At 42.7% G+C, this 20735-nt stretch carries 15 protein-coding genes and 1 tRNA gene; 10 read left to right on the top strand and 6 right to left on the bottom strand.

The window, feature by feature from the left end; genetic code table 11:
* Window positions 1-36 precede the first annotated feature (36 nt).
* Entirely contained in the window at window positions 37-2310 is a 2274-nt protein-coding gene (locus BW980_RS00285) for a TonB-dependent receptor (RefSeq protein WP_076452985.1), read from the bottom strand.
* Window positions 2311-2390: 80 nt separating this feature from the next.
* Between BW980_RS00285 and BW980_RS00280 the strand changes: the two genes are divergently transcribed.
* From BW980_RS00280 to BW980_RS00270, 3 genes are all read left to right on the top strand, one after another.
* Window positions 2391-3047: a metal-dependent transcriptional regulator gene (locus BW980_RS00280; protein WP_076452984.1), complete on the top strand. Its 657-nt coding sequence runs from the start codon at window positions 2391-2393 to the stop codon at window positions 3045-3047.
* 1 nt (window position 3048) lies between these two features.
* Window positions 3049-3870 (top strand): ZIP family metal transporter, encoded by an 822-nt coding sequence (locus BW980_RS00275; protein ID WP_076452983.1) that lies wholly within the window; start codon window positions 3049-3051, stop codon window positions 3868-3870.
* A gap of 206 nt (window positions 3871-4076) precedes the next feature.
* A complete protein-coding gene (locus tag BW980_RS00270) occupies window positions 4077-5306 on the top strand; it encodes a sensor histidine kinase (RefSeq protein ID WP_076453742.1) in 1230 nt (409 codons plus the stop codon).
* Between the two features lie 28 nt (window positions 5307-5334).
* Here the strand turns inward: BW980_RS00270 and BW980_RS00265 are convergent, their stop codons facing one another.
* Window positions 5335-7968, bottom strand: coding sequence for an MGH1-like glycoside hydrolase domain-containing protein (locus BW980_RS00265; RefSeq protein ID WP_076452982.1), 2634 nt, complete (start codon window positions 7966-7968; stop codon window positions 5335-5337).
* Window positions 7969-8222: 254 nt separating this feature from the next.
* On the opposite strand from BW980_RS00265, the gene BW980_RS00260 reads away from it, so the two are divergent.
* The 3 genes from BW980_RS00260 (at window position 8223) to BW980_RS00250 (ending at window position 9627) form a co-directional block, all read left to right on the top strand.
* Entirely contained in the window at window positions 8223-8654 is a 432-nt protein-coding gene (locus BW980_RS00260) for a hypothetical protein (RefSeq protein ID WP_076452981.1), read from the top strand.
* Between the two features lie 120 nt (window positions 8655-8774).
* Window positions 8775-9143 (top strand): nuclear transport factor 2 family protein, encoded by a 369-nt coding sequence (locus BW980_RS00255; protein ID WP_013993321.1) that lies wholly within the window; start codon window positions 8775-8777, stop codon window positions 9141-9143.
* Window positions 9144-9240: 97 nt separating this feature from the next.
* Complete coding sequence (locus BW980_RS00250) at window positions 9241-9627, top strand: DUF423 domain-containing protein (protein ID WP_076452980.1); 387 nt, start codon at window positions 9241-9243, stop codon at window positions 9625-9627.
* Here the strand turns inward: BW980_RS00250 and BW980_RS00245 are convergent.
* The 4 genes from BW980_RS00245 to BW980_RS00230 form a co-directional block, all read right to left on the bottom strand.
* Complete coding sequence (locus BW980_RS00245) at window positions 9624-11168, bottom strand: carboxypeptidase-like regulatory domain-containing protein (RefSeq protein WP_076452979.1); 1545 nt, start codon at window positions 11166-11168, stop codon at window positions 9624-9626. The two genes, BW980_RS00250 and BW980_RS00245, sit on opposite strands and share 4 nt — an antisense overlap.
* Before the next feature lie 290 nt (window positions 11169-11458).
* Window positions 11459-13696 (bottom strand): ferrous iron transport protein B, encoded by a 2238-nt coding sequence (gene feoB, locus BW980_RS00240; protein ID WP_076452978.1) that lies wholly within the window; start codon window positions 13694-13696, stop codon window positions 11459-11461.
* Window positions 13693-13938, bottom strand: coding sequence for a FeoA family protein (locus tag BW980_RS00235; protein ID WP_076452977.1), 246 nt, complete (start codon window positions 13936-13938; stop codon window positions 13693-13695). The genes feoB and BW980_RS00235 overlap by 4 nt, the downstream gene beginning before the upstream one ends.
* A gap of 175 nt (window positions 13939-14113) precedes the next feature.
* On the bottom strand, window positions 14114-14791 hold the full coding sequence (locus BW980_RS00230; protein ID WP_076452976.1) for an SCO family protein: 678 nt from the start codon (window positions 14789-14791) through the stop codon (window positions 14114-14116).
* Between the two features lie 179 nt (window positions 14792-14970).
* Here BW980_RS00230 and rseP point away from each other — a divergent pair, with 179 nt between their 5' ends.
* The 4 genes from rseP to BW980_RS00210 all read left to right on the top strand — a co-directional run bounded on the left by rseP (window position 14971) and on the right by BW980_RS00210 (window position 20617).
* Complete coding sequence (gene rseP, locus BW980_RS00225; protein WP_076452975.1) at window positions 14971-16329, top strand: RIP metalloprotease RseP; 1359 nt, start codon at window positions 14971-14973, stop codon at window positions 16327-16329.
* A gap of 76 nt (window positions 16330-16405) precedes the next feature.
* Window positions 16406-16479: transfer RNA gene (locus tag BW980_RS00220), tRNA-Asn, on the top strand.
* 451 nt (window positions 16480-16930) lie between these two features.
* Window positions 16931-18565: a phosphoenolpyruvate carboxykinase (ATP) gene (gene pckA / locus BW980_RS00215; RefSeq protein WP_076452974.1), complete on the top strand. Its 1635-nt coding sequence runs from the start codon at window positions 16931-16933 to the stop codon at window positions 18563-18565.
* Window positions 18566-19225: 660 nt separating this feature from the next.
* On the top strand, window positions 19226-20617 hold the full coding sequence (locus BW980_RS00210) for an exopolysaccharide biosynthesis polyprenyl glycosylphosphotransferase (RefSeq protein WP_076452973.1): 1392 nt from the start codon (window positions 19226-19228) through the stop codon (window positions 20615-20617).
* The last annotated feature ends 118 nt before the right edge of the window (window positions 20618-20735 follow it).

Below are 20735 nucleotides of genomic sequence, written 5' to 3'. Positions count from 1 at the left end.
TCAAAAATAGCGATTCTATTTGAGCGCATTTCATTTTTAATTGATGCGATAGCGAAGCCCTAGGAAACCGCGAATGCCTTGATTGGGGCCATACACGTATGATGGGTCAAAGGTTAGGGCATTGGGGTTATTCGGGGTGGCTACTACGCTTCCATCGGTGTCAAAAGTTACGTTCTTGTCGAAAGGATCGTTGGCACGGGCAATGATAAAAGGATTTCCGCGGTTGGGGGTCCAATTCAACAGGTTTTTGATGCCTCCGTAGAATTCAAACCGTTCGAGACCTTTCCAGGTAAACTGAATGTTTTGAATGCTCCAAGTAGGTGAGAAATCGCTTCTAGGGTCGCTTTCGCCAAGGGTCGGCAAACGCATTGGGCCGTAAATGTTCCCTGTGTAATCTATTGATAAGTCGATTTTTTTGATTTCGTACGATGCATTCCAGGTACCCGTGAAGCTTTCCGTTAGTATTTGGCGTTCGGTAACACCATTTTCGGTTTGGCTCACATCTTGTAAGGTAGCCCCGATCAAAAATTTAAACCCGCTAGGAAAAGAAAAGTCGACATTGGCACTAACGCCTTTTGAAACGGACTTGCCATTTAGGTTGTCATAGATGATCTTATTTGGGTCCGTATCGTAATCGGGTAAGATGGCATTGCTAAAATTGGTGTAAAAAAGTGAAGCGTCTATACTGACAAAGGTGCCATTGTCGGCATATATTTTTTTAAGGTAATTTAGGTTTATGTTGAACGACTGCTCAGGTTTGAGTTCTTCGGTTACGACAACATCACGAGCTCCGGTCAAGGCGGCGTGTTCTTCGGTAAATAGGTTTACTACCCTAAACCCGGTACCCGCGTTAAGGCGGATAATATCGTTGTCCGCCATTTTATACCTATAGGCCATTCTAGGGGTGTAGATACTGCCGTGCCTTTTGTCGTAGTCATAGCGCATGCCAAGCAATAAGGAATGTTTGTCGGCCAAGGCGATCTCGTCTTGAACGAATAGGCTTGGTATGACGACTTCGTCTGCCGAAGCGGTTGCTGTAGTGTTGTCATCATAGTAATTGTACCGAAGGGCGGTACCGATGAGAAGGTCGTGGTGTTCGAGGGATTTATCCCAAGTAAACTGTCCGAAACCTATACGCTGATCGGCAATGTAGGGCACATCTCCGTATACCGAGTTTTGGCTGTGGTCGTTGTACGAGAATGAAAACAAGACGTTTTCTTCAATGGGCAATTGGTATTTGCCTAAAATTTCCCATCTACGGGTATATATGCTTTCTCCATAAATTTCGTTTCCACCCCTAAACTCTGGGGTCCATTGCATTTCCCCGCCCCAACGATCTTCGTAGAAAAATCGCCCTGCCAGTGAAAGTATGCGATTGTTTTCTCGCTGAAAATTCCATTTTTGAAACACCGAAATACGGTTCTGGAGGGTGAGGTCGGTAAAGTTGTCGCCGTTGTTGTCAATAGGATGGTCATAGTTAAAGTAGTTGAGGCCCAAAAGCATATCCGCCTTTTGGCCTACATTGATTTTTGTGCCAAGATCGATATTGTATTCCCCCCAACCGCTGACAAAGGTATCCGCAAAGAAATCAGGGGCGTCTAAAGTATTTTTGGTAATAATGTTGATCAATCCGCCTACAGCCTCACTACCGTAAAGCGTGGAGGCCGGGCCTTTTATAATTTCAATCTGCTCTATGAGGGAATTGGGTATTCCCGAAAGGCCGTAAACGGTTCCCAATCCGCTAACAATGGGCATTCCGTCTATCAAGACCAAGGTGTATGGGCCTTCGAGCCCGTTAATATGAATGTCGCCCGTATTGCAAACGTTGCAATTGATCTGTGGTCGTACGCCGTTTACGTTTTGTAACGCTTCAAATATGCTGGCAGTAGGGTTCTTTTTTAAAAAAGTAGGACTATATACTTCAACTGGGACCGGACTGTCCGAGCGACTGACCGCTTTTAAGGTTCCGGTAACTACCATTTCCTCCAATTGTTCCGAAGCTGGAATAATCGTGATGTCAAGCGCTTTGTTCTCGCTTCCTTTCAAAGTGATTTTAGTGGAGAAATCTTGATATCCTAGTACGGAAACCTGCAATTTATAGGTGCCGGAAGGTATGTTTTTCAAAATATAAGATCCATCGTCTAATGCCGAGGTGCCAATTTTTGTGTCTTTTAGATAAATATTAGCGAAGGGAACGGAGCCATTTTTATCGGTGATGGTGCCGCTAATTTGATTGTTCTGGGCGTTGCTCAATGTTGTGCCTAAAACACATATGAGTAAATGTAGGTTAGCCTTTAAATTTATTTTCATTGGAGTAAATTAAAATTTAGGCAAATCTAAATATTTGTTTCTAGATATAAAAACGTATTTTTGCGTAACTCAAATTTTTTATGACACTTTCAGAAGAAGATTATATAAAGGCCATTTATCATCTAGGAAAGGGTGAGAATAGCATGGTCTCGACCAACGAGGTAGCGGAGCAGATGCGTACGAAGCCTTCGTCGGTAACCGATATGATTAAAAAACTATCGGAAAAAGGGGTGGCCAACTATAGAAAATACAAGGGCGTGTGCCTTACTGAACACGGCCAAAAACTAGCCTTGACCTTGGTCAGAAAGCATAGGTTATGGGAGGTATTCTTGGTCGACAAGCTCAACTTTGCTTGGGATGAAGTCCATGAGGTAGCCGAGCAGTTAGAGCATATTAAGAGCGAAAAATTGACGGATAGGCTTGATAAACTACTCGGGTATCCTGAGGTCGACCCGCACGGCGATCCCATACCGTCTAAAACCGGCGAGTTTAAAAAAGCGGTAAAAAAATTACTGAACGAGGTGCCGGTAGGGGCCAGTGGTACATGTGTTGGGGTCAAGGATTCTTCGGCGCCTTTCTTGAAATTTCTCGATAAGAATAAAATTGCCTTGGGCGATGCTATAACGGTATTGGAAAAAGAAGAATTTGACGGGTCGTTACATATTGAGGTGAAAGGGAAGAGTATTCACATCTCTAATCAAATAGCGGCCAATTTGTATCTTAAAATAACCGAATGATATGCAAGAGATAATTGACTATTTTGAATCGATAGATCCGGTTTTGGCGGCTTTTTATGCCACATTGTTTACGTGGGGCCTTACGGCTGCAGGGGCTGCATTGGTTTTCTTCTTTAAGGGTATGAACCGGGCGCTTTTAGATGGTATGCTGGGGTTTACCGGCGGTGTAATGGTGGCGGCCAGTTTTTGGAGCCTCTTGGCCCCGGGCATAGAAATGAGCCCGGGAGAAGGTTTTGTTAAAGTAATTCCCGCCGCAGTTGGCTTTCTTATGGGCTCGTTGTTCATTTTCGGATTGGACAAGGTGTTGCCCCATCTCCATATCAATTTTAAGGAAAGCGAAAAGGAAGGGATTAAAACCCCTTGGCACCGCACCACCTTGCTGACCTTGGCCATTACGCTTCACAACATTCCCGAAGGGCTCGCCGTAGGGGTTCTTTTTGGAGGTGTGGCCGCCGGATTTGAAGGGGCGAGTATCGGTGGGGCCGTAGCTTTGGCCTTAGGTATCGGTCTTCAGAATTTTCCGGAAGGATTTGCCGTGGCTATGCCGCTTAGAAGGCAGGGGCTTAGCCGTTATAAAAGCTTTATGTATGGCCAAGCCTCGGCAATTGTAGAGCCTATAGCTGCGGTTTTGGGAGCCTGGGCGGTCATGACCTTTCAGCCGATTTTACCTTATGCCCTGTCGTTTGCCGCCGGTGCCATGATATTTGTCGTGGTAGAGGAGGTAATACCCGAAACACAGCAAGACAAATACACCGATATTGCCACCATGGGTTTTATAGGTGGATTTATTATTATGATGACCCTTGATGTAGGTTTGGGATAAGCGGTACACAATACTGTTCGGCAATATATTGAGATCTGATAAACAAGGGTTTGTACTTGTTTTTCGTGATGGATCTTAGTGGGTGATCAAGAATAGCATAGCCAAAGTTTTAACCTTTGGAATACAAGATATTAGATGCTTTAGCGTTGTAGTACAGCAAGCCAATAGAAGTGTAAATACCTATGGCTATCTCAAAACTATATTTTATGATTGCTCCCGAAAAACATAAGAGAGAGGCTGAAAGACTAGCGTTGCTTGAATCATATGGTATTCTTGATACTCCTTTAGAGGAAGATTACGAAAACCTAGTAGCATTGGCCTCTGAAATTTGTGGAACCCCGATATCCGTAGTAACGCTTTTAGATAAAGATCGCCAATGGTTTAAGGCCTATCATGGTATCGATGTTAGAGAAACCGAAAGGGAGTATTCATTTTGCGGCCATACCATAAATGCCTCCGATAGTATATTTGTTATTGAAGATGCCCGTATCGATGAGCGTTTTCATGATAACCCCATGGTCCAAGGTGATCCCAACGTTATTTTTTATGCGGGCGTACCGCTCAAAGGTGCGGGCGGACTGCCTTTAGGTACCCTCTGTGTCATAGATACCAAACCTAGGGCCCTTACAAAAAGTCAAGTCAATGCACTGAAGATATTGTCGGATCAAATTATGAATTTGCTTGATCTTCGAAAGAAAAAGATGGAATTGGAAAAGGCTAATGAACAATTGGCCCGCACCAACCATGAACTCGACAATTTTGCCGCTATTGCCGCACATGACCTTAAGTCGCCCTTGAACAATATCTTAACCCTCTCTAACTGCTTGTACGTAGATTATGCGCCTTTGGTCGATGATGAGGGGAAGCAGATCATTGAATTTATCAGAAGTTCGTCGGAAACATTGCGAAAACTGATAACGGGTCTCTTGGATTATAGTAAATCAGGACAGTTTAATAGCCACGATAAGACGCGTATAACTTTGACCGAACTGCATAAAAATATTACCGAGCTTTTTGGTGCCCATAAAGAATGCTCCATACAGGTAAACAGTGAGTTGGATTCCATTTATGCCAATAAGGTGGCGGTTGAACAGATTTTGATCAACTTGATTGCCAATGCCATAAAGTATAATGACAAACCCAAAATTGAAATAAACCTCGATGTCAGGGAAAACGACGCTCACTACGAGTTTTCCGTAAGGGATAACGGCCCCGGAATCAACGAGGAAGACCAAGAAAAAATCTTTAAAATTTTTGAGATTGTTTCACCTAAGGACAGATTCGGCGAAAAGGGTACCGGTATAGGCCTGGCTACCGTAAAAAAAGTGGTGGAAGGACTTGGTGGTCAAGTTATGGTCAGCTCAAAAGTAGGTGAAGGTGCTACCTTTACCTTTACGATAAAAGCAGCCCATCATATGAGTCCTTCACTAGCCTGATTAACCTAAAAAGGTAAGGCTATAGGTGTCATCGATTGATTTCCTCTATAAGATTTGCCACTAGGGCCGTCCAACCGGTTTGGTGGGAAGCACCCACGCCACGTCCGTTGTTACCATCGAAGTACTCATAGAACAGAATAAGGTCTTTAAAATACTTGTCGGTATATTTTTTATCGTGCAAGAGGTTTACCGGACGTTTTCCATTTTCGTCTTTCTGAAAAATACCGATGAGTCTTTTGCTTATCTCAAAGGCTATCTCTTTTAAATTGAGTTGATTGTCGCTTCCTGATGGATAAGCATACTTCAAGTTGTCGCCAAAATAATTGTGGTATTCTTTAAAGGTGCTGATAAATAGGTAGTTCATGGGCATCCATATGGGCCCGCGCCAATTTGAATTTCCTCCGAACAAATCTGTAGATGATTCGGCAGGTTCATATTCGATTCCATACGTAGCTCCGTTGATTTCTACTTCATACCTGTTTTCGTGTTCTTTTGATAGCGAACGAATGCCGTACTCGGCCAAGAACTCCGATTCGTCGAGTATACTATGGATCAAGATATCGAGCCTTTTCCTCGGTACCAATGAGAGCAGAACATCGTTGTCGGGGCCGTATTCTTCAATTACTTGGTACTGTTGGCGTTCTATACGGTATTTTCGGTACCATTCCATACTGGCCTTGAACCGGGGCAACTTCTCGAGGCATCCTTTTCTTATATTGAGCACGGCGGTCAACGAAAGTAGCCCGGAAATAGACCTTACCTTAATGGGGATTTTTTGGCCATTGGGCAAGATAAGCGTGTCATAGAAGAAGCCTTCCTTTTCGTCCCATGAATTCATGGAGTCTTTGGTAATTTTGTTGAGTGCTTCGGCAATGAAAACGAAGTGGCCAAAATACTTTAGGGCCATGTCTTCAAAGGTGTCGTCGTCTTGTGCGATCTCTAGTGCTATTTCCAGCATGTTCAGACAGTAGAGGGCCATCCAAGAAGTGCCGTCTACCTGTTCAAGAACACCTCCTCCGGGCACGCCGTTGCTACGGTCAAAGACCCCGATATTGTCAAGGCCCAAAAATCCACCTTCAAATACGTTGTTGTTTAGGCTATCTTCCCTGTTTACCCACCACGTGAAGTTGAGTGCCAATTTATTGAACATCCGTTTTAAGAACTTGATATCGCCCTTGCCGGTTTTTCGCTGTTCCATTTGATAGATTTGAATGGCGGCCCAAGCTTGAACGGGAGGGTTTACATCGCTAAAGTTCCATTCATAGGCGGGTATTTGACCGTTCGGCGCCATGTACCATTCTTTGGTAAAGAGCAAAAGCTGTTTTTTGGCGAATTCATGGTCTACCATCGAGAAAGTGACACAATGAAAGGCCGAGTCCCATGCCGCGAACCATGGGTATTCCCAAGCATCGGGCATCGATAGGATATCGTGGTTACGGAAAGTTTTCCATGTACTGTTCCTACCGTTTAGGCGCTCTTGGGGCGGGGTCGTACCAGGGTCGCCCTCTAACCATAGGTCTACCTCGTAATTGTAATATTGCTTCGTCCACAGAAGACCGGCAAAGGCCTGTTTTTGTATTTCCCGCTCTTCCTCCGATGATTTATCGGTGATGGCATGTAGAAAGTTTTTCGATTCTTCTTGGCGCAGGGCGAAGGTGGAGTCGAAGGTATTCGATAAGGGAGCTTCTAATTTGTCTTTCGTTAGCCTAAGTTTTATCACTTGGGTTTCGCCAGGGGCGATTTCGAGGGTATAGAGTGGGGCACACTTTGTTCCTTTCTTGTTCTGTTCCGCCAGAGTAAAGTCATTATTGATTACGGCGTCGTGAAATAGATCTTTTTTAAAGGGGTGTTCGTTGGTACCATCGAAAACCCGTTCCATATTGGTTTCGTTTTCGGTGAACAGTATTTTTTTGGGCGTGTCGAAATAGAGATTGTATTGGCCGACGTAACTGTGGTCAATGGAAATATAAGGTGAGGTATTGCCCTTTTTTTGGGTGATGATCGGTTTTTCGGGCATACCGGTGAAGCTCCAGAAATTTCGTATCCAGAGCGTGGGCAATACATGGGCCGTTGCGGTTTTGGGTCCGCGGTTACAAACGGAAATCTTGATCAATAGGTCTTCACTTTCCGCCTTGGCGTATTCGGTAAATACATCGAAGTATTCGTCATTGTCAAAGATGCCCGTGTCTAGCAGTTCGTATTCCGTATCATGCTTGCCTATGTTTCGGTTTTTTTCAACTAAATCGTTATACGGGAATTCGTTTTGAGGGTATTTGTAAAGGTGTTTCATATACGAATGTGAAGGGGTGTTCTCTAAGTAATAATAGAGTTCCTTGACATCTTCGCCGTGATTGCCTTGGGGACCGGTAAGTCCGAAGAGGCGTTCTTTTAAAATAGGGTCTTTGCCATTCCAAAGCGCCACCGAAAAACAGATATTGCAATAACGGTCCGAAATACCGGCAATACCGTCTTCGCCCCAGCGGTAGGTCCTGCTTCGGGCGTGGTCGTGGGGTAAATAGTTCCATGCATCACCGTTAGGGCTGTAATCTTCGCGAACCGTTCCCCATTGCCTTTCGCTTAAGTAAGGGCCCCATTTCAGCCAATCTTTCTTCTTGTTGTAATGGTCGTCAAGTCTTTGGTGTTCTTTGGTGATATGGGTCATATTGTATTTATTGCTTATGGAAAGTTGTCCCTTTCGACCTGAACTACCGTACAAATGTGCCGTAGTCTGCCCGATAAAAACCAGTTTATAATTTTACTTAAATTTAGACATATAAACGGCTGCTCACAAAATATAAATGACCGGTGTGGTAAAATTTTGAGCACTATCGGAAATTTTCATCAATTTTGTGCGTTCATAGAGTGATTGGCAGATGGTTTTGTCGGTCATGGTCAAAATCGGGAAATTACTTGAATATGCAGAAAAAAGGACATCTATTGTGGAACATTTTGGGCGTACTTACGGTAATTGTATGTCTTTCGGTCTTTGTTTTACATTTTAAAAACTGGACCAAAACCGATGCAACCGGAATGCGGGTCGTTTCTGGCTTCTATCTACAAAAAGTTCCGTTTTCCGCTTTAGACAGTGTTGATTTAGTCGAGAGAATACCTCCCATGGTACGGCTTAACGGCTTTTCCGCCTTCCAAAAGGAAAAAGGTGTTTTTAGGGAATTTAAAGATTCGCTTACCGATAAAAAGGTATACGTATATATCGATAACCTTGAAAACCAAAAGATAAAGATCGTACATCACGATTCGTTAAAACTCTTTATCAACCTTAAAGATTCTACAGAAACCCAGCAATTGTTCGATTTGCTTTCGAGCAAGTTGCCCGTAGAACCGAATTAGCCTACCGCACAGGATTTTTTATTTGCTTTCCGTATTAAGTCTGCTTTAAATCGTTCGCAGGGTTTTGTTATTCAGGTGAATGTGTCGTATTTTGTTGTGGAATCAATAATACGAACAGTTATGGAAACAGATGAAATTGCGGCAAAATTGGTCGCATGGTGCAATTCAGGTGATTTTGAAAAGCCGTACAAGGAATTGTACAGTGAAAAAATCGTCAGTATAGAAAACGATGGTAAAGGCGAAGGAGCCTATGTTGAAGGCTTCGAAGGCATTAAGAAAAAAGGGGAGTGGTGGCGCGAGAATTTTGAGGTGCACAGTAGTAAGGCCTCAAACCCGGTAGTGGCAGACAACTGGTTTTCGGTAAAATTTACCATGGATACCACCCATAAGCCATCGGGGCAGCGTTCGAGCATGTCGGAAATAGCGGTATACGAAGTGAAGGAAGGTAAAATTGTAAAAGAGCAGTTCTTCTACGATGACAAGGGATAGATAGTTTTCAAAATTTATATTGCAAGAGCCGTTCTACTGTAGGGCGGCTCTTTGCTTTTAGAAGGCTTAAGGCCTATCTTTGTTTTAAAATTCATTCATGGTTCTACTGGCTCAAATTATTGGTGCATTATATGGTCTTTTAGCGGTTGTGTTTGGTGCCTTTGGCGCCCATGCCCTTAAGAAGTTGCTTTCCGAAGATCAGCTCAAAAGTTTTGAGACCGGGGTGAAATATCAAATGTACCATGCGATAGTATTGCTTCTCATCGGATTCAACTTTAATATGGATGTTGCCTTTCAGGGGTATATGGTCTATAGTTTCGTAATAGGCACCTTCTTGTTCTCCTTTAGTATATACGCTTTGGTGATTAGCGCTGCCAAAGGAAGGAAACTTCGGTTTTTAGGGCCTGTAACTCCCCTTGGCGGCTTATTGTTGGTGTGTGGTTGGGCCCTGTTGTTGTACAGCTTTCTTCGGAACTGGGTCTAGTACTCCGACTCCGATTGTACTTCTGAAGTAAACTCCTTAATGGCCTGATTAGGCTCTATAATGTCGTAACCTTTCCAAAAGTTGGGGTCATAGTCGGGCATATAGGTGGGAAGTACGTCTGTTTTTTCTTTAAAGGCATCAAATTGGCCCGAATTGATGGGTTCTTCATCAAAAACCACCAGCTCGTATCGGTTGATATTGCCAAAGGAGGCATCGATCTTTAGGGCCAGTTCGTTCTGTTTTCGCCTTCCCTTAACGTGTTTGTTCTTTTCGATAATGGTCAAGGGCCTTTTAATTCCAGCGCGAACGCCTTTTATAATGTTGTAGTAGCGTAAGTAGTATTTTTGGTCGGGGCCCTTGTCGAACAGAATGCTTCCTTTGGCCAGATATTCGTTCACCGAAATACCGAGCAATTTAAAATCGCGTAGGGGTTTTGTATTCTCGAAGTCCATTCGAATCAAGGCGAAGTCATCGGAGTTGATGTAGAGCACGCCTTCAAATTCAGGGGAGCCATCGGGCACAAAGCGAATGACATATACGGCCTGGTCGCCAATGTAAGTGTGGTTTTCAAGCGTGAGTTCGTAACGCCTGGGCTTGTAAATAACGTTGTAGTCGCTATCCTTAAAAATGGGAAGGTTCTGAAAAAGATTGCCCAAGGTTTTCCGTTTGTATTCAAGAAAAAATTCACGTCTTTCCTCTTTGTTTTTCTTCTCTTCCTCAATATGTTTGTTTAGGGCGGCAACATCGGTAGAATCAACTTCCTCCTTAAAAACATCGCCTATGTCTTCGGCATCTACCTTGGTCCCGAAGAGTCCTGATTTTATCTTAAAGTAGGAGTCGGTTTTAATATTTTCCTTGGCAATTTTATTAAACTTTTTTTCGAGCATTTCTATATCGAGGTCTTTGCTCTTGTCGTACAGTTCGGAAGCCTTTATAAGGTCTAGTTTTTGCTTTTCGGCATCGTCGGAAACATAGAGGTCGCCCAACATTTCGGTATAGTACACATTGTTTTTGGGAATGGTCTGTATTACGCTGTCGATGAAATTTTTGTTGAAGGCATCAATGGTCGATTTTTTGATTTCGTAGTTGGTCTTGATGATACTGTTCTGATAGGTTTCCCTTAAGAAAAGACGCTTTTTGGAAAGTCCGCTGTTGTAGTTTTTTTCAATGTTTTCCTCAACGAGTTCAATAATTTCCTTGGGCTCGTAATTTTTGTTCGATACGATAACTTCTCGAAGTTCGATTGCCTTGGGCCTGAGATAGATCAGGCTGTCGGTAAATTCTGAAATTGGTCTTCCTATAGATTCGTATCCGATACAGGAAATAAAAAGGGAATCGGAAGCCGCTATCCGGTCTTTGAGCAAAAACTTGAACTTGCCCTCTTCATTGGTAATCATCCCTTTGTTGTTCAACTGCACCGTGGCATAGGGTACCGGCTTTTTCGAGACGGAGTCTACAATGGTTGAGCTTAAACTTTGGGCATGTTGTGCCGCGCTAAATAATAGGCAAAATACGAACGGGAAGGCAAATGCTCTTGACATAATCATCGTTAATGGCTATTCAAAAAAAAGCGATAGCATTGAGGAAAGCATGCCTTTTTTGATTTATTTAATACCGATTTATCCTTTTGTTAACGAATTAACTTACATAAGTAGCGGGTACGGCAAGGGTGTAGCAAGGTTAATGACAGCCACAGCCATCTTGCCCACAAGCTTTGCTACTGCCTTTTTTGTTGGAGAACAATGTTTTGGGCAAAAGGAATTTCTTCACTAAATAAGCTGCGGAAATAGCAACTACGATATAAACCAATATGGGTTGAAGTACGCCCATTTTATTTTAGTATTTGATAGGCGACCAGAGCAACAATATAGGCAAAAGAACTCATAAATACCAATTGTGCGGCGGGCCATTTCCATGTGTTTGTCTCTCGTTTGACCACTGCCAACGTACTCATACATTGCATGGCGAAGGCATAAAATAGCAGGAGCGAAATGCCGGAAGCCAAGTTGAACAATGGTTTTTTGGTCTTGGGGTTGATTTCGGCGGCCATCCGGTTTTGAATGGTCTGCTCCTCGTCACTGCCCACGCTGTATATGGTGGCCAAGGTACCCACGAATACTTCACGTGCGGCAAATGAAGTGAGTACGGCAATACCTATTTTCCAATCGTAGCCCAAGGGATGGACCACTGGCTCGATGGCCTTGCCCATATAGCCCATATAGGAATTCTCTAATTTGTAGCTCGAAATCTCTTGGTGCAAGGCCCTTTCTTCGAGAAAGGTCTTTTTTAGTGCTATGGAATCGGAGAGGGCCGCGGCATCAATGGTATATATATTGTTGCTTATGCTGTCTTTTAAGGCCGATTTATAGGCCGATAGTTCGTTTTGGATATTGGCCTGGTTAAAATCGGAAAACCCTTCTTTCTTGATTCGGTTGGTTACGATTTCATCGGCATTCTTAAAATCGTCGGCATAACCATTCGAGCCTAGGAACCAAAGCACCACGGAAATGGCCAAGATGATCTTTCCTGCCCCTAAAACAAAACTTCTGGTTTTCTCCCATACCGTGTAGGCCACGTTTTTGGGTAGTGGTAATTTGTAGTTGGGCATTTCGACCACAAAAAAGGATCGACCTTTGATTTTCAATATCTTATTCAATACCATGGCCGAAAGAATGGCCGCCGCAAAACCGATCAGGTATAGGAGCATTAAGGTCAAGGCTTTGTAGCTCAGTCCAAGAATACTGCCTTCGGGAATGACCAAGGCGATGATAATGATGTAAATCGGCAATCGCGCCGAGCAGGTGGTAAAAGGCGTAACGAGTATGGTAATCAGCCGTTCCTTCCAATTTTCAATGGTACGGGTGGCCATTACCGCAGGGATGGCGCAGGCGGTACCCGACATTAGGGGGACGACACTCTTGCCGCTCAGGCCGAAAGGGCGCATTAGGCGGTCCATTAAGAACACTACACGGCTCATATAGCCCGTTTCTTCTAAAAGCGATATAAAGAGGAATAAAAAGGCAATTTGCGGAATGAACATGACAATGCCGCCGATACCTGTTAAGACCCCTTCGGCAATGAGGTTGGTGAACACCCCGGGAGGCAGGGTATCTTTGACCCATCCGCTTGCGTTCGCAAAGAAGGTTTCTATCAAGTCTTGTGGATATCCACTCCAATCGTATATGGCTTGAAATATGGTAAGCAGTATGGCAAAGAAAATGACGTAGCCGAATACTTTATGCGTCAGTATTTTGTCAAAAGAAGCCCTTAAGCCTTTGGCCGCGGCCAAATCGACTTTGTAGGTTTCCTTTAGGATGCCGTTGATAAACTGATATCTTAGAATGGTTTCTTTTTGCTGTAATCGCTTCAGCTCCGATTTTGATTTGGTAGCGAAGGATGTAGCATCTTTGAACAGCTTTTTTTCAATGGGCATGAAGTTGACGTCTTGCGTGATCACAAGCCACAACTTATAGAGGTCTTCGTTAGGGAATGCCGACCTGAGTTTGTCAAAATATTCAGGTGAAATTACCGTAATGTCAACGTTCTGTTCGGTAGAGAGGTTTTTGTAATCGGTGATGAGCTCCTTTATACGGTCGATACCCACCCCTTTTCTTGTACTGACCAAGGCGATTTTGGTATTCAATTTTTGTTCTAGGAGTGCAATATCTACCGAAATTCCCTTGCGCGACATGCGGTCGGCCATGTTAATGACAAGAATGGCCGGTATTTTAAGGTCTTTGATCTGTGTGAACAGCAAAAGGTTTCGCTTCAGGTTTTCAACATCTGAAACCACTATGGCCACGTCGGGATGGTTCTTGTCGTTTTTGTTCAGTAAAAGCTCAACGGCAACGCTCTCGTCCAAAGAGGTCGTATTAAGGCTGTAGGTGCCGGGCAAATCAAGAATATGGGCTTTTACGCCACGGGGTAATTTGCAAATACCTTCTTTTTTTTCAACGGTAATGCCGGGGTAATTGCCAACCTTTTGTTTCAATCCCGTCAGTTGGTTGAAAACGGAAGTTTTACCTGTGTTAGGGTTGCCTATAAGGGCAACATTGATTTGTTTGCTCATAGCGCCGGGGTATCATCTATAATATCGAGTTCAATAAGCTGGGCCGTTTCGCGCCTAATGGCAATATGTGAACCGTTGACATTGATGTAGATGGGGTCTTTGAAAGGCGCAATTTGAATTAACTCTATTTCGTTTCCGGGCAAACAACCCAATTCCAATAGTTTTATGGGGAGCGAATCATCTGAGAATTCTTTGATGATTCCTTTTTGTCCTTTTTTAAGTTGCGCGACCGTAGTTATCAATGTTTATTTAGATTGATTATAAGTAAGGACAAAAGTAGCATAATTTATCCTAAAATGAGGCTCCGTAATCCCAAAAAATCCTAAAAATCGGGAAGTTTCCGCTCTTTAAAGCTGCGGTAGCACAAGGGATATGAAAGAGGGAGTAAAATTGGCGTATACTGGCTCGGCCGGGAATCTATTTCTTTTCGTACGATGCCCTAAGGATTTCTAGGTCGCCCATTAGCTTTTCTATCTCTTCAGGATTGGTTCCGTCGTAAAATCCGCGAATGCGTTTTTTCTTGTCGACCAAAATAAAGTTTTCGGTATGGATCATGTCAAAAGGTCCGCCGTCGCCATCGTCTTTGACCGCTAAATATGATTTTCTGGCCAATTCGTATATCTGCTTTTTATCGCCCGTTACCAAATTCCATTTGGCATCGTCAACGCCTTTTTCTATGGCGTATTTTTTTAATTGGGCCACGGAATCGATTTCTGGGGTTACCGAATGCGACAAAAGCAGTACATCGTCAAAATTTTTGATGCGTTCCTGTATGCCGGCCATATTCTTGGTCATGATGGGGCAAATGGTAGGGCAGGTGGTAAAGAAAAAGTCGGCGATATAAATTTTATCGGCGTAATCATCTTGTGTAATGGTTTCGCCATTTTGATTGGTCAGTGCAAAATCGGCAATGGTATGGTATTTTCTTTTGTATTGAAGGGTGCTGTCAACGAGCTCGGGGTTGACCATGGTGGGCTGGTAGATCGTTAAGATTTTGGTGGGTTGTAGGGCGTTGTAGAAAAGATAAACGATTACGGATGAAATCCCTAAGAGTACAAGGCCGAAAAATTTGTATTTGGCGAAAAAAGAGCGCATAATCTTTTTAGCAAAGATACGTTAGACATTACGAGCATTCAACACTAGACCCCTCGGAGTGCTGCTAAATCTTTCTTAAAAATAATTGAGGTTGACTAGTAATTTTTTTTAAGCGGCCGTAAAAGTGTACTTTTGTCGGCTGAATTCAAGATGAGTTCTTTAATTATAGAAAACTATAGATGAGTCCGTTACTTATTAAGACTATACAATTCCTTTTAAGCCTTTCGTTATTGATAGTGCTTCACGAAATGGGGCATTTTATTCCAGCTAAATTATTTAAGACCCGGGTAGAGAAATTCTACCTCTTCTTTGATGTTAAGTTTTCCCTATTTAAAAAGAAGATCGGTGAGACCGTTTACGGGATCGGTTGGCTTCCGTTAGGGGGCTACGTGAAAATAGCCGGTATGATCGACGAAAGTATGGATACCGAGGCAATGAAGGAAGAACCCAAGGAATGGGAGTTCAGAAGTAAGCCAGCCTGGCAACGCCTGATCATTATGTTGGGCGGGGTAACGGTAAACTTTATCCTGGCCTTGGTCATTTATATCGGTATGGCCTATGGGTATGGTGACCAATACATTCCTGCGGACAGTTTGAAAGATGGGGTTCACGTCATCGAGAAAACGATAGGTGATGAACTGGGTATTCAGACAGGGGATAAGATTCTTGCCGTTGACGGGAACAAAGTGAAGGATTTCAACGGAATCTTTATGAGTATAATCGAGGGGAACTCGATTACGATAGAGCGTGACGGCCAAACGATAGAACAGGCCATTCCAGTAGACTTTATTGCTACATTGATGGAGGATAAAGACCGTGCTTTGTTTTTAGGACCTCGTATTCCCTTTATCATAGGGGAGGTTTCGCCCGAGTCGTTGAACAAAGAAGCCGGACTTCAACCTCAAGACGAAGTGGTGGAGATCGCAGGAAAAAAGGTAGCCTATTTTGATGAGGTAAAACCTATTCTGGAAAACCATAAGGGAGAAAAAATAGATTTGACCGTTGTTCGTGGGAACAACGAACGTAAAGTGATACCTGTAGTGATCAATGACTCCGCCCAAATAGGTGTTCGGCCGATGTCGCTCTCTATGAAGGATATGGAGCAAAGGGGACTTTTACGTGTGGAAACGGAAAAATACACTTTTGCACAGTCTATTCCTGCAGGAATCAATAAAGGGGTGAGTAAATTTACCGGCTACCTAAAACAATTGAAGAAAATTTTCAACCCAGATACGGGCGCATATAAAGGTGTAGGTGGTTTTGCGGCCATTGGCGGACTTTTTCCGAATACTTGGAACTGGGAAGTGTTCTGGGGTACTACGGCTTTCTTGTCGATAATGTTGGGCGTGTTGAACCTCTTGCCCATACCCGCCTTAGATGGTGGACATGTAATGTTCTTGCTATATGAGATAGTTTCCGGACGAAAACCAAGCGATAAATTTTTGGAATATGCACAGATGATCGGCTTCTTTTTATTGCTTGCTTTGATACTATTTGCCAACGGAAATGACCTGTATAGATATTTAACCGGAAAATAGATTGCAAAATTTATTTGGGACAATAAAAAAAACAATTATATTTGCACCCGCTTTGATAAACAAAGCGGGTATATTTTCCTCCTTAGCTCAGTTGGTTAGAGCATCTGACTGTTAATCAGAGGGTCCTTGGTTCGAGCCCAAGAGGGGGAGCAAAAAGAAAGCCTTTACAGAAATGTATGGGCTTTTTTTGTTTGTGTCAAGGGCTTGGGCGAGAGTCTATCCCGCGATAGCGAGAGGTCCAATAGGTGAGGTAAAAGGAGGGCTTTGCGGAACTGTAAAGTTTTTTTTGTCCTGTCTAGGGAGGGCTTCCGCTCCCGATAAGCATTTTTCTTCAAGACCCATTTGACCTTTATGGCCCTTTTTAATAAAGGGTAAGGTAAATTACGGTTTCTGCCCATTCGATTTTTGTATACATGACGACTATCATGTTTTTTACGGTAGGCTCTATTTAACTTTGGTAGGGAACGATTATAAAATCATAAACCGAAACAAAGACCGTTTTCATCGCTTTTGATTTTTCTAGGACAGGGAATAAAGAGCTTGATGTAATAGCTTTTTCCCCTATCGGCCTATAAAAGAAGAGAACCTTAAAACATGAACTATGCAAACACTATCTCGAAAGCCCAAGAATGCAAATCTTGAAAAATACGGACTCAAAAATGTAAAGGCCAATTGGAACCTCGACGGGGAGACCCTTCAAAAATTGACCCTTGAAAAAGGTATGGGGACCGAGACCGCCAATGGTACGCTTTGTGTCAATACAGGTAAGTTTACAGGGCGTTCGCCAAAAGACCGTTTTATCGTAAAGGATAATTATACCGAGGATAAGGTATGGTGGGGGCGTATAAACAAACCGATAGATCCGGAAAACTTCCAAAAGCTTTACGACGAGGTGGTAGCGTATTTGTCGAATAAGGAAGTGTACGTGCGTGATGCCTACGTAGGTGCGGCACCAGAGTATAGAATGAACGTACGTACGATTACGGAATACCCTTGGTCGAATTACTTTGTAAAGAACATGTTCATTCAGCTGGCCGATGATGAAATAGAAAATTTTGAGGAAGAATGGCTGGTCATTTGTGCTCCCGGCTATGAAGCCAAAGACCCGGCCAATAGTGGTCTAAGGGCGGGAAATTTTTCCGTTCTTGATTTTACGAGGAAAACGGTCTTGATAGCGGGTTCCGCTTATACTGGTGAAATTAAAAAAGGAATTTTCTCGGCCCTGAACTTCATTCTGCCCACCGAGAAGAACGTTTTGCCCATGCATTGTTCCGCCAATTATGGGGAGAACGGTGATACGGCCATATTCTTTGGTCTTTCGGGGACGGGTAAAACAACCTTGTCCGCCGATCCAAACCGTAAGCTTATAGGCGATGACGAGCACGGTTGGACTGCCGATAACATTATTTTTAATTTTGAAGGAGGGTGCTATGCCAAGGTTATCGACCTGACCGAAGAAAAAGAGCCTGATATTTTCCGTGCCATACGACCTGGGGCACTTTTGGAAAATGTAGTATTTAAGGAAGGAACCAAAGAGGTCGATTATTCCGATAGTTCCATTACACAAAATACAAGGGTGAGTTATCCGATCCATCATATCGACAACATACAGGTGCCTTCTTACGGAGGTAACCCAAAGAACATTTTCTTTTTGACCTGTGATGCCTTTGGCGTCTTACCACCGGTATCGAAGCTTACACCGGGGCAGGCCGCTTATCATTTTATTTCTGGCTACACGGCGAAGGTTGCGGGTACCGAGGCGGGAATCAACGAACCTGTGCCTTCTTTTTCGGCCTGTTTCGGGGAGCCCTTTATGCCCTTACATCCTACGGTCTATGCCGAAATGCTCAGTAAAAAGATGACCGAGGCCCATGTGAACGTCTGGCTCTTGAACACAGGCTGGAGCGGTGGTCCTTATGGGGTAGGCTCCAGGATCAAATTGAAATATACGCGGGCCATGATTTCCTCTATTTTAGAAGGGGAGTTGGAAAGGGTAGATTATGAACAGCATCCTATTTTTGGTTTGCACATGCCTAAGTATTGTCATAATGTGCCTACTGAATTGTTGGACCCTATGAATACTTGGCTTCAGAAAGGCGCTTATATCAGCAAGGCGATACAATTGGCCCATTCCTTTCATTTGAATTTCGATAAGTTCATTAACCAGGCTTCGGACGAGGTCATACACGGTGGGCCACTAATTGATGCCCACCAGGTCATAGATCATCATATTTAATTAGGTTCTTATGGTTTGAAGCTATAAATGATATGGCGTAGCCTTTACAGATGGGCGCGACAAAAAAAATGTGATTAAGGGAAACCTGAATAGGGTAAAAGGGAAGCTAATGGCTTCCCTTTTTCTTTGGAGCAAAGAGGTTCGATTCAAATTTTGCAAGTAGAATGGGGCGATTAAGCCCCAATAATAGAAGTAGTATTTTTCCTTTGTAAAATTGTAGTATTTTTACAGGAATATATTGACTGATAATCAGGGTGATGTGATTTATAGATTGAGTAGGGTAGAATAGTCTAGTAAATACACTGTTGTTTAGGAATGTACGGTTTGTTTTTTAGCTTTTGAAGTGTAAATGGCTCATTAATAATCTGTAATGGAAAATATTTGTTCTATCTTGTTCAGTTGCCAATTACGAAGTATCGATAGCTGTTATTCCGAATAAGGGAAGAATGGAGTGATTTGGGTAGAATTGGCTCGAACAGCTTGAATATCTGATATAGATTAGTTTGATAAAATGTCGATTAACTAATAATTTGGTTGATTGTCTTTGATGGGCTTGTATTGACGAAATGTTATTTATTTCATTCCTATCTTTGATGGTCGTTGGTCACCACATAAGTGATAGTCGTTAATTTTATGCAAATCGCCAACTAAATTTCCCCCATGAATTCGAAAAATAGGTATGTACTTATTAATTTATTAGCGTTTGAATTTATTCTGCTAAATGTGGTGCTAGTGGTGTGCCTTATGTTTAGGCTTCCCGATTTTTCGTTTAGCGATACGGCCATACTTTTAAATATGGTAAGGTTAATAGGGATTTACAACCTAACTTGGTTGGTGATAATTCTCTACATCAGGAACAACGAATTTTATTTTAATCCTGATTATGGATATTTTAAGAGCATTGTCACGTCGCTCTTTTTCTTCGTAGGATTTGTAATGAGTGTGGTTATTTTGTTGAAGATCAGGTATTTTCCGAGATCTACTTTTATTATTCCCATATTTATCTTTTCATATCTCAATCTGATCAGTCATAAATACTTACTACATTACTTAAAGAAGAGGGCTTCTCACCTTTTTTCCGACACTTTACTGATTGGTTCTGGCTATGATAGTGAGAACCTCAAGGGTTTTACAAATGCTATGACCCAATATGGTTATAATGTAATCGGCTATCTTGAAGATAAGAAAAAGCTGGTAAAGAACGAACTCGATATGAGTGTTTTTGGGGCTGTTGACGACCTTTCTAAGATTTTAAAAGATAGAAAGATAGATGAGATATTTATTGCCATGTCAGGGGTCGAGCATGAAAAGATCCTGGCAACCATAAAAATTGCGGATAGTTTTGGGGTACGGGTGAAATTGATTCCTGCCAACCCCTTGTTGATGTCGAAAAACTACAAAGCCGTTGCTATGGGAGATTTGGCGGTTTTTAAATTAAGGGAGTCTCCGCTAGATCATTTTAGTACGGCCATATTGAAGCGTTTGTTCGACTTTTGTTTTGCCTTGGTAACACTCATCTTGTTATCTCCTGTTTTTTTAATAATTGCCATTTTAATACGGCTAGACTCTAAGGGGCCTATTTTTTATACCCCTTACCGCAAAGGCGAGGCCGCGGATACTTTTAAGTGTTATAAGTTTAGAACCATGTCGGTAACCGAAGATCCTTTGCACAACGCTAAGTCTACAGTGGTTAATGACCCCCGTATAACTCGAATCGGCAAATATTTGAGAAAGACGGACCTTGATGAGCTGCCCCAGTTTTATAATGTGCTCAGGGGAGATATGAGTGTTATCGGTCCTAGACCACATCGAGTGAATCTTCAAGACGATTTTAGAAAGAGCGTTAACGATTATATGGTAAGAGGCTATGTGAAGCCTGGTATTACCGGATGGGCACAGGTAAACGGGTGGAGAGGCCCAACCATAACCGACGAACAAAAAAGCCAACGTGTAAAGCACGATTTGTGGTATATTGAAAATTGGAGTCCATGGTTAGATGCAAAAATTATTTTTTTGACCATTTTCGGAAGCCATCATAAAAAAGCGTTTTAGGAATAAACTACTTCTTAATAGATCAAGAACCTTGTTGTAAACGTATGTTCTATACCATCTGAAATGCAATAAAACAAAGACCAAGTAAAATTCAAGAGATGACAATCAAACCAAGCAT

It is taken from the genome of Zobellia uliginosa (assembly GCF_900156625.1).
Lineage (GTDB): Bacteria > Bacteroidota > Bacteroidia > Flavobacteriales > Flavobacteriaceae > Zobellia > Zobellia uliginosa.
The sequence above is the reverse complement of the archived record's forward strand: the minus strand, read 5'-3'. Positions and strand labels throughout refer to the sequence as shown.

Coding starts and splice junctions, on each gene's coding strand:
- BW980_RS00285 (WP_076452985.1), bottom strand. CDS start 2,310: ATGAAAATAAATTTAAAGGCTAACCTACATTTACTCATATGTGTTTTA.
- BW980_RS00280 (WP_076452984.1), top strand. CDS start 2,391: ATGACACTTTCAGAAGAAGATTATATAAAGGCCATTTATCATCTAGGA.
- BW980_RS00275 (WP_076452983.1), top strand. CDS start 3,049: ATGCAAGAGATAATTGACTATTTTGAATCGATAGATCCGGTTTTGGCG.
- BW980_RS00270 (WP_076453742.1), top strand. CDS start 4,077: ATGATTGCTCCCGAAAAACATAAGAGAGAGGCTGAAAGACTAGCGTTG.
- BW980_RS00265 (WP_076452982.1), bottom strand. CDS start 7,968: ATGACCCATATCACCAAAGAACACCAAAGACTTGACGACCATTACAAC.
- BW980_RS00260 (WP_076452981.1), top strand. CDS start 8,223: ATGCAGAAAAAAGGACATCTATTGTGGAACATTTTGGGCGTACTTACG.
- BW980_RS00255 (WP_013993321.1), top strand. CDS start 8,775: ATGGAAACAGATGAAATTGCGGCAAAATTGGTCGCATGGTGCAATTCA.
- BW980_RS00250 (WP_076452980.1), top strand. CDS start 9,241: ATGGTTCTACTGGCTCAAATTATTGGTGCATTATATGGTCTTTTAGCG.
- BW980_RS00245 (WP_076452979.1), bottom strand. CDS start 11,168: ATGTCAAGAGCATTTGCCTTCCCGTTCGTATTTTGCCTATTATTTAGC.
- feoB (WP_076452978.1), bottom strand. CDS start 13,696: ATGAGCAAACAAATCAATGTTGCCCTTATAGGCAACCCTAACACAGGT.
- BW980_RS00230 (WP_076452976.1), bottom strand. CDS start 14,791: ATGCGCTCTTTTTTCGCCAAATACAAATTTTTCGGCCTTGTACTCTTA.
- rseP (WP_076452975.1), top strand. CDS start 14,971: ATGAGTCCGTTACTTATTAAGACTATACAATTCCTTTTAAGCCTTTCG.
- pckA (WP_076452974.1), top strand. CDS start 16,931: ATGCAAACACTATCTCGAAAGCCCAAGAATGCAAATCTTGAAAAATAC.
- BW980_RS00210 (WP_076452973.1), top strand. CDS start 19,226: ATGAATTCGAAAAATAGGTATGTACTTATTAATTTATTAGCGTTTGAA.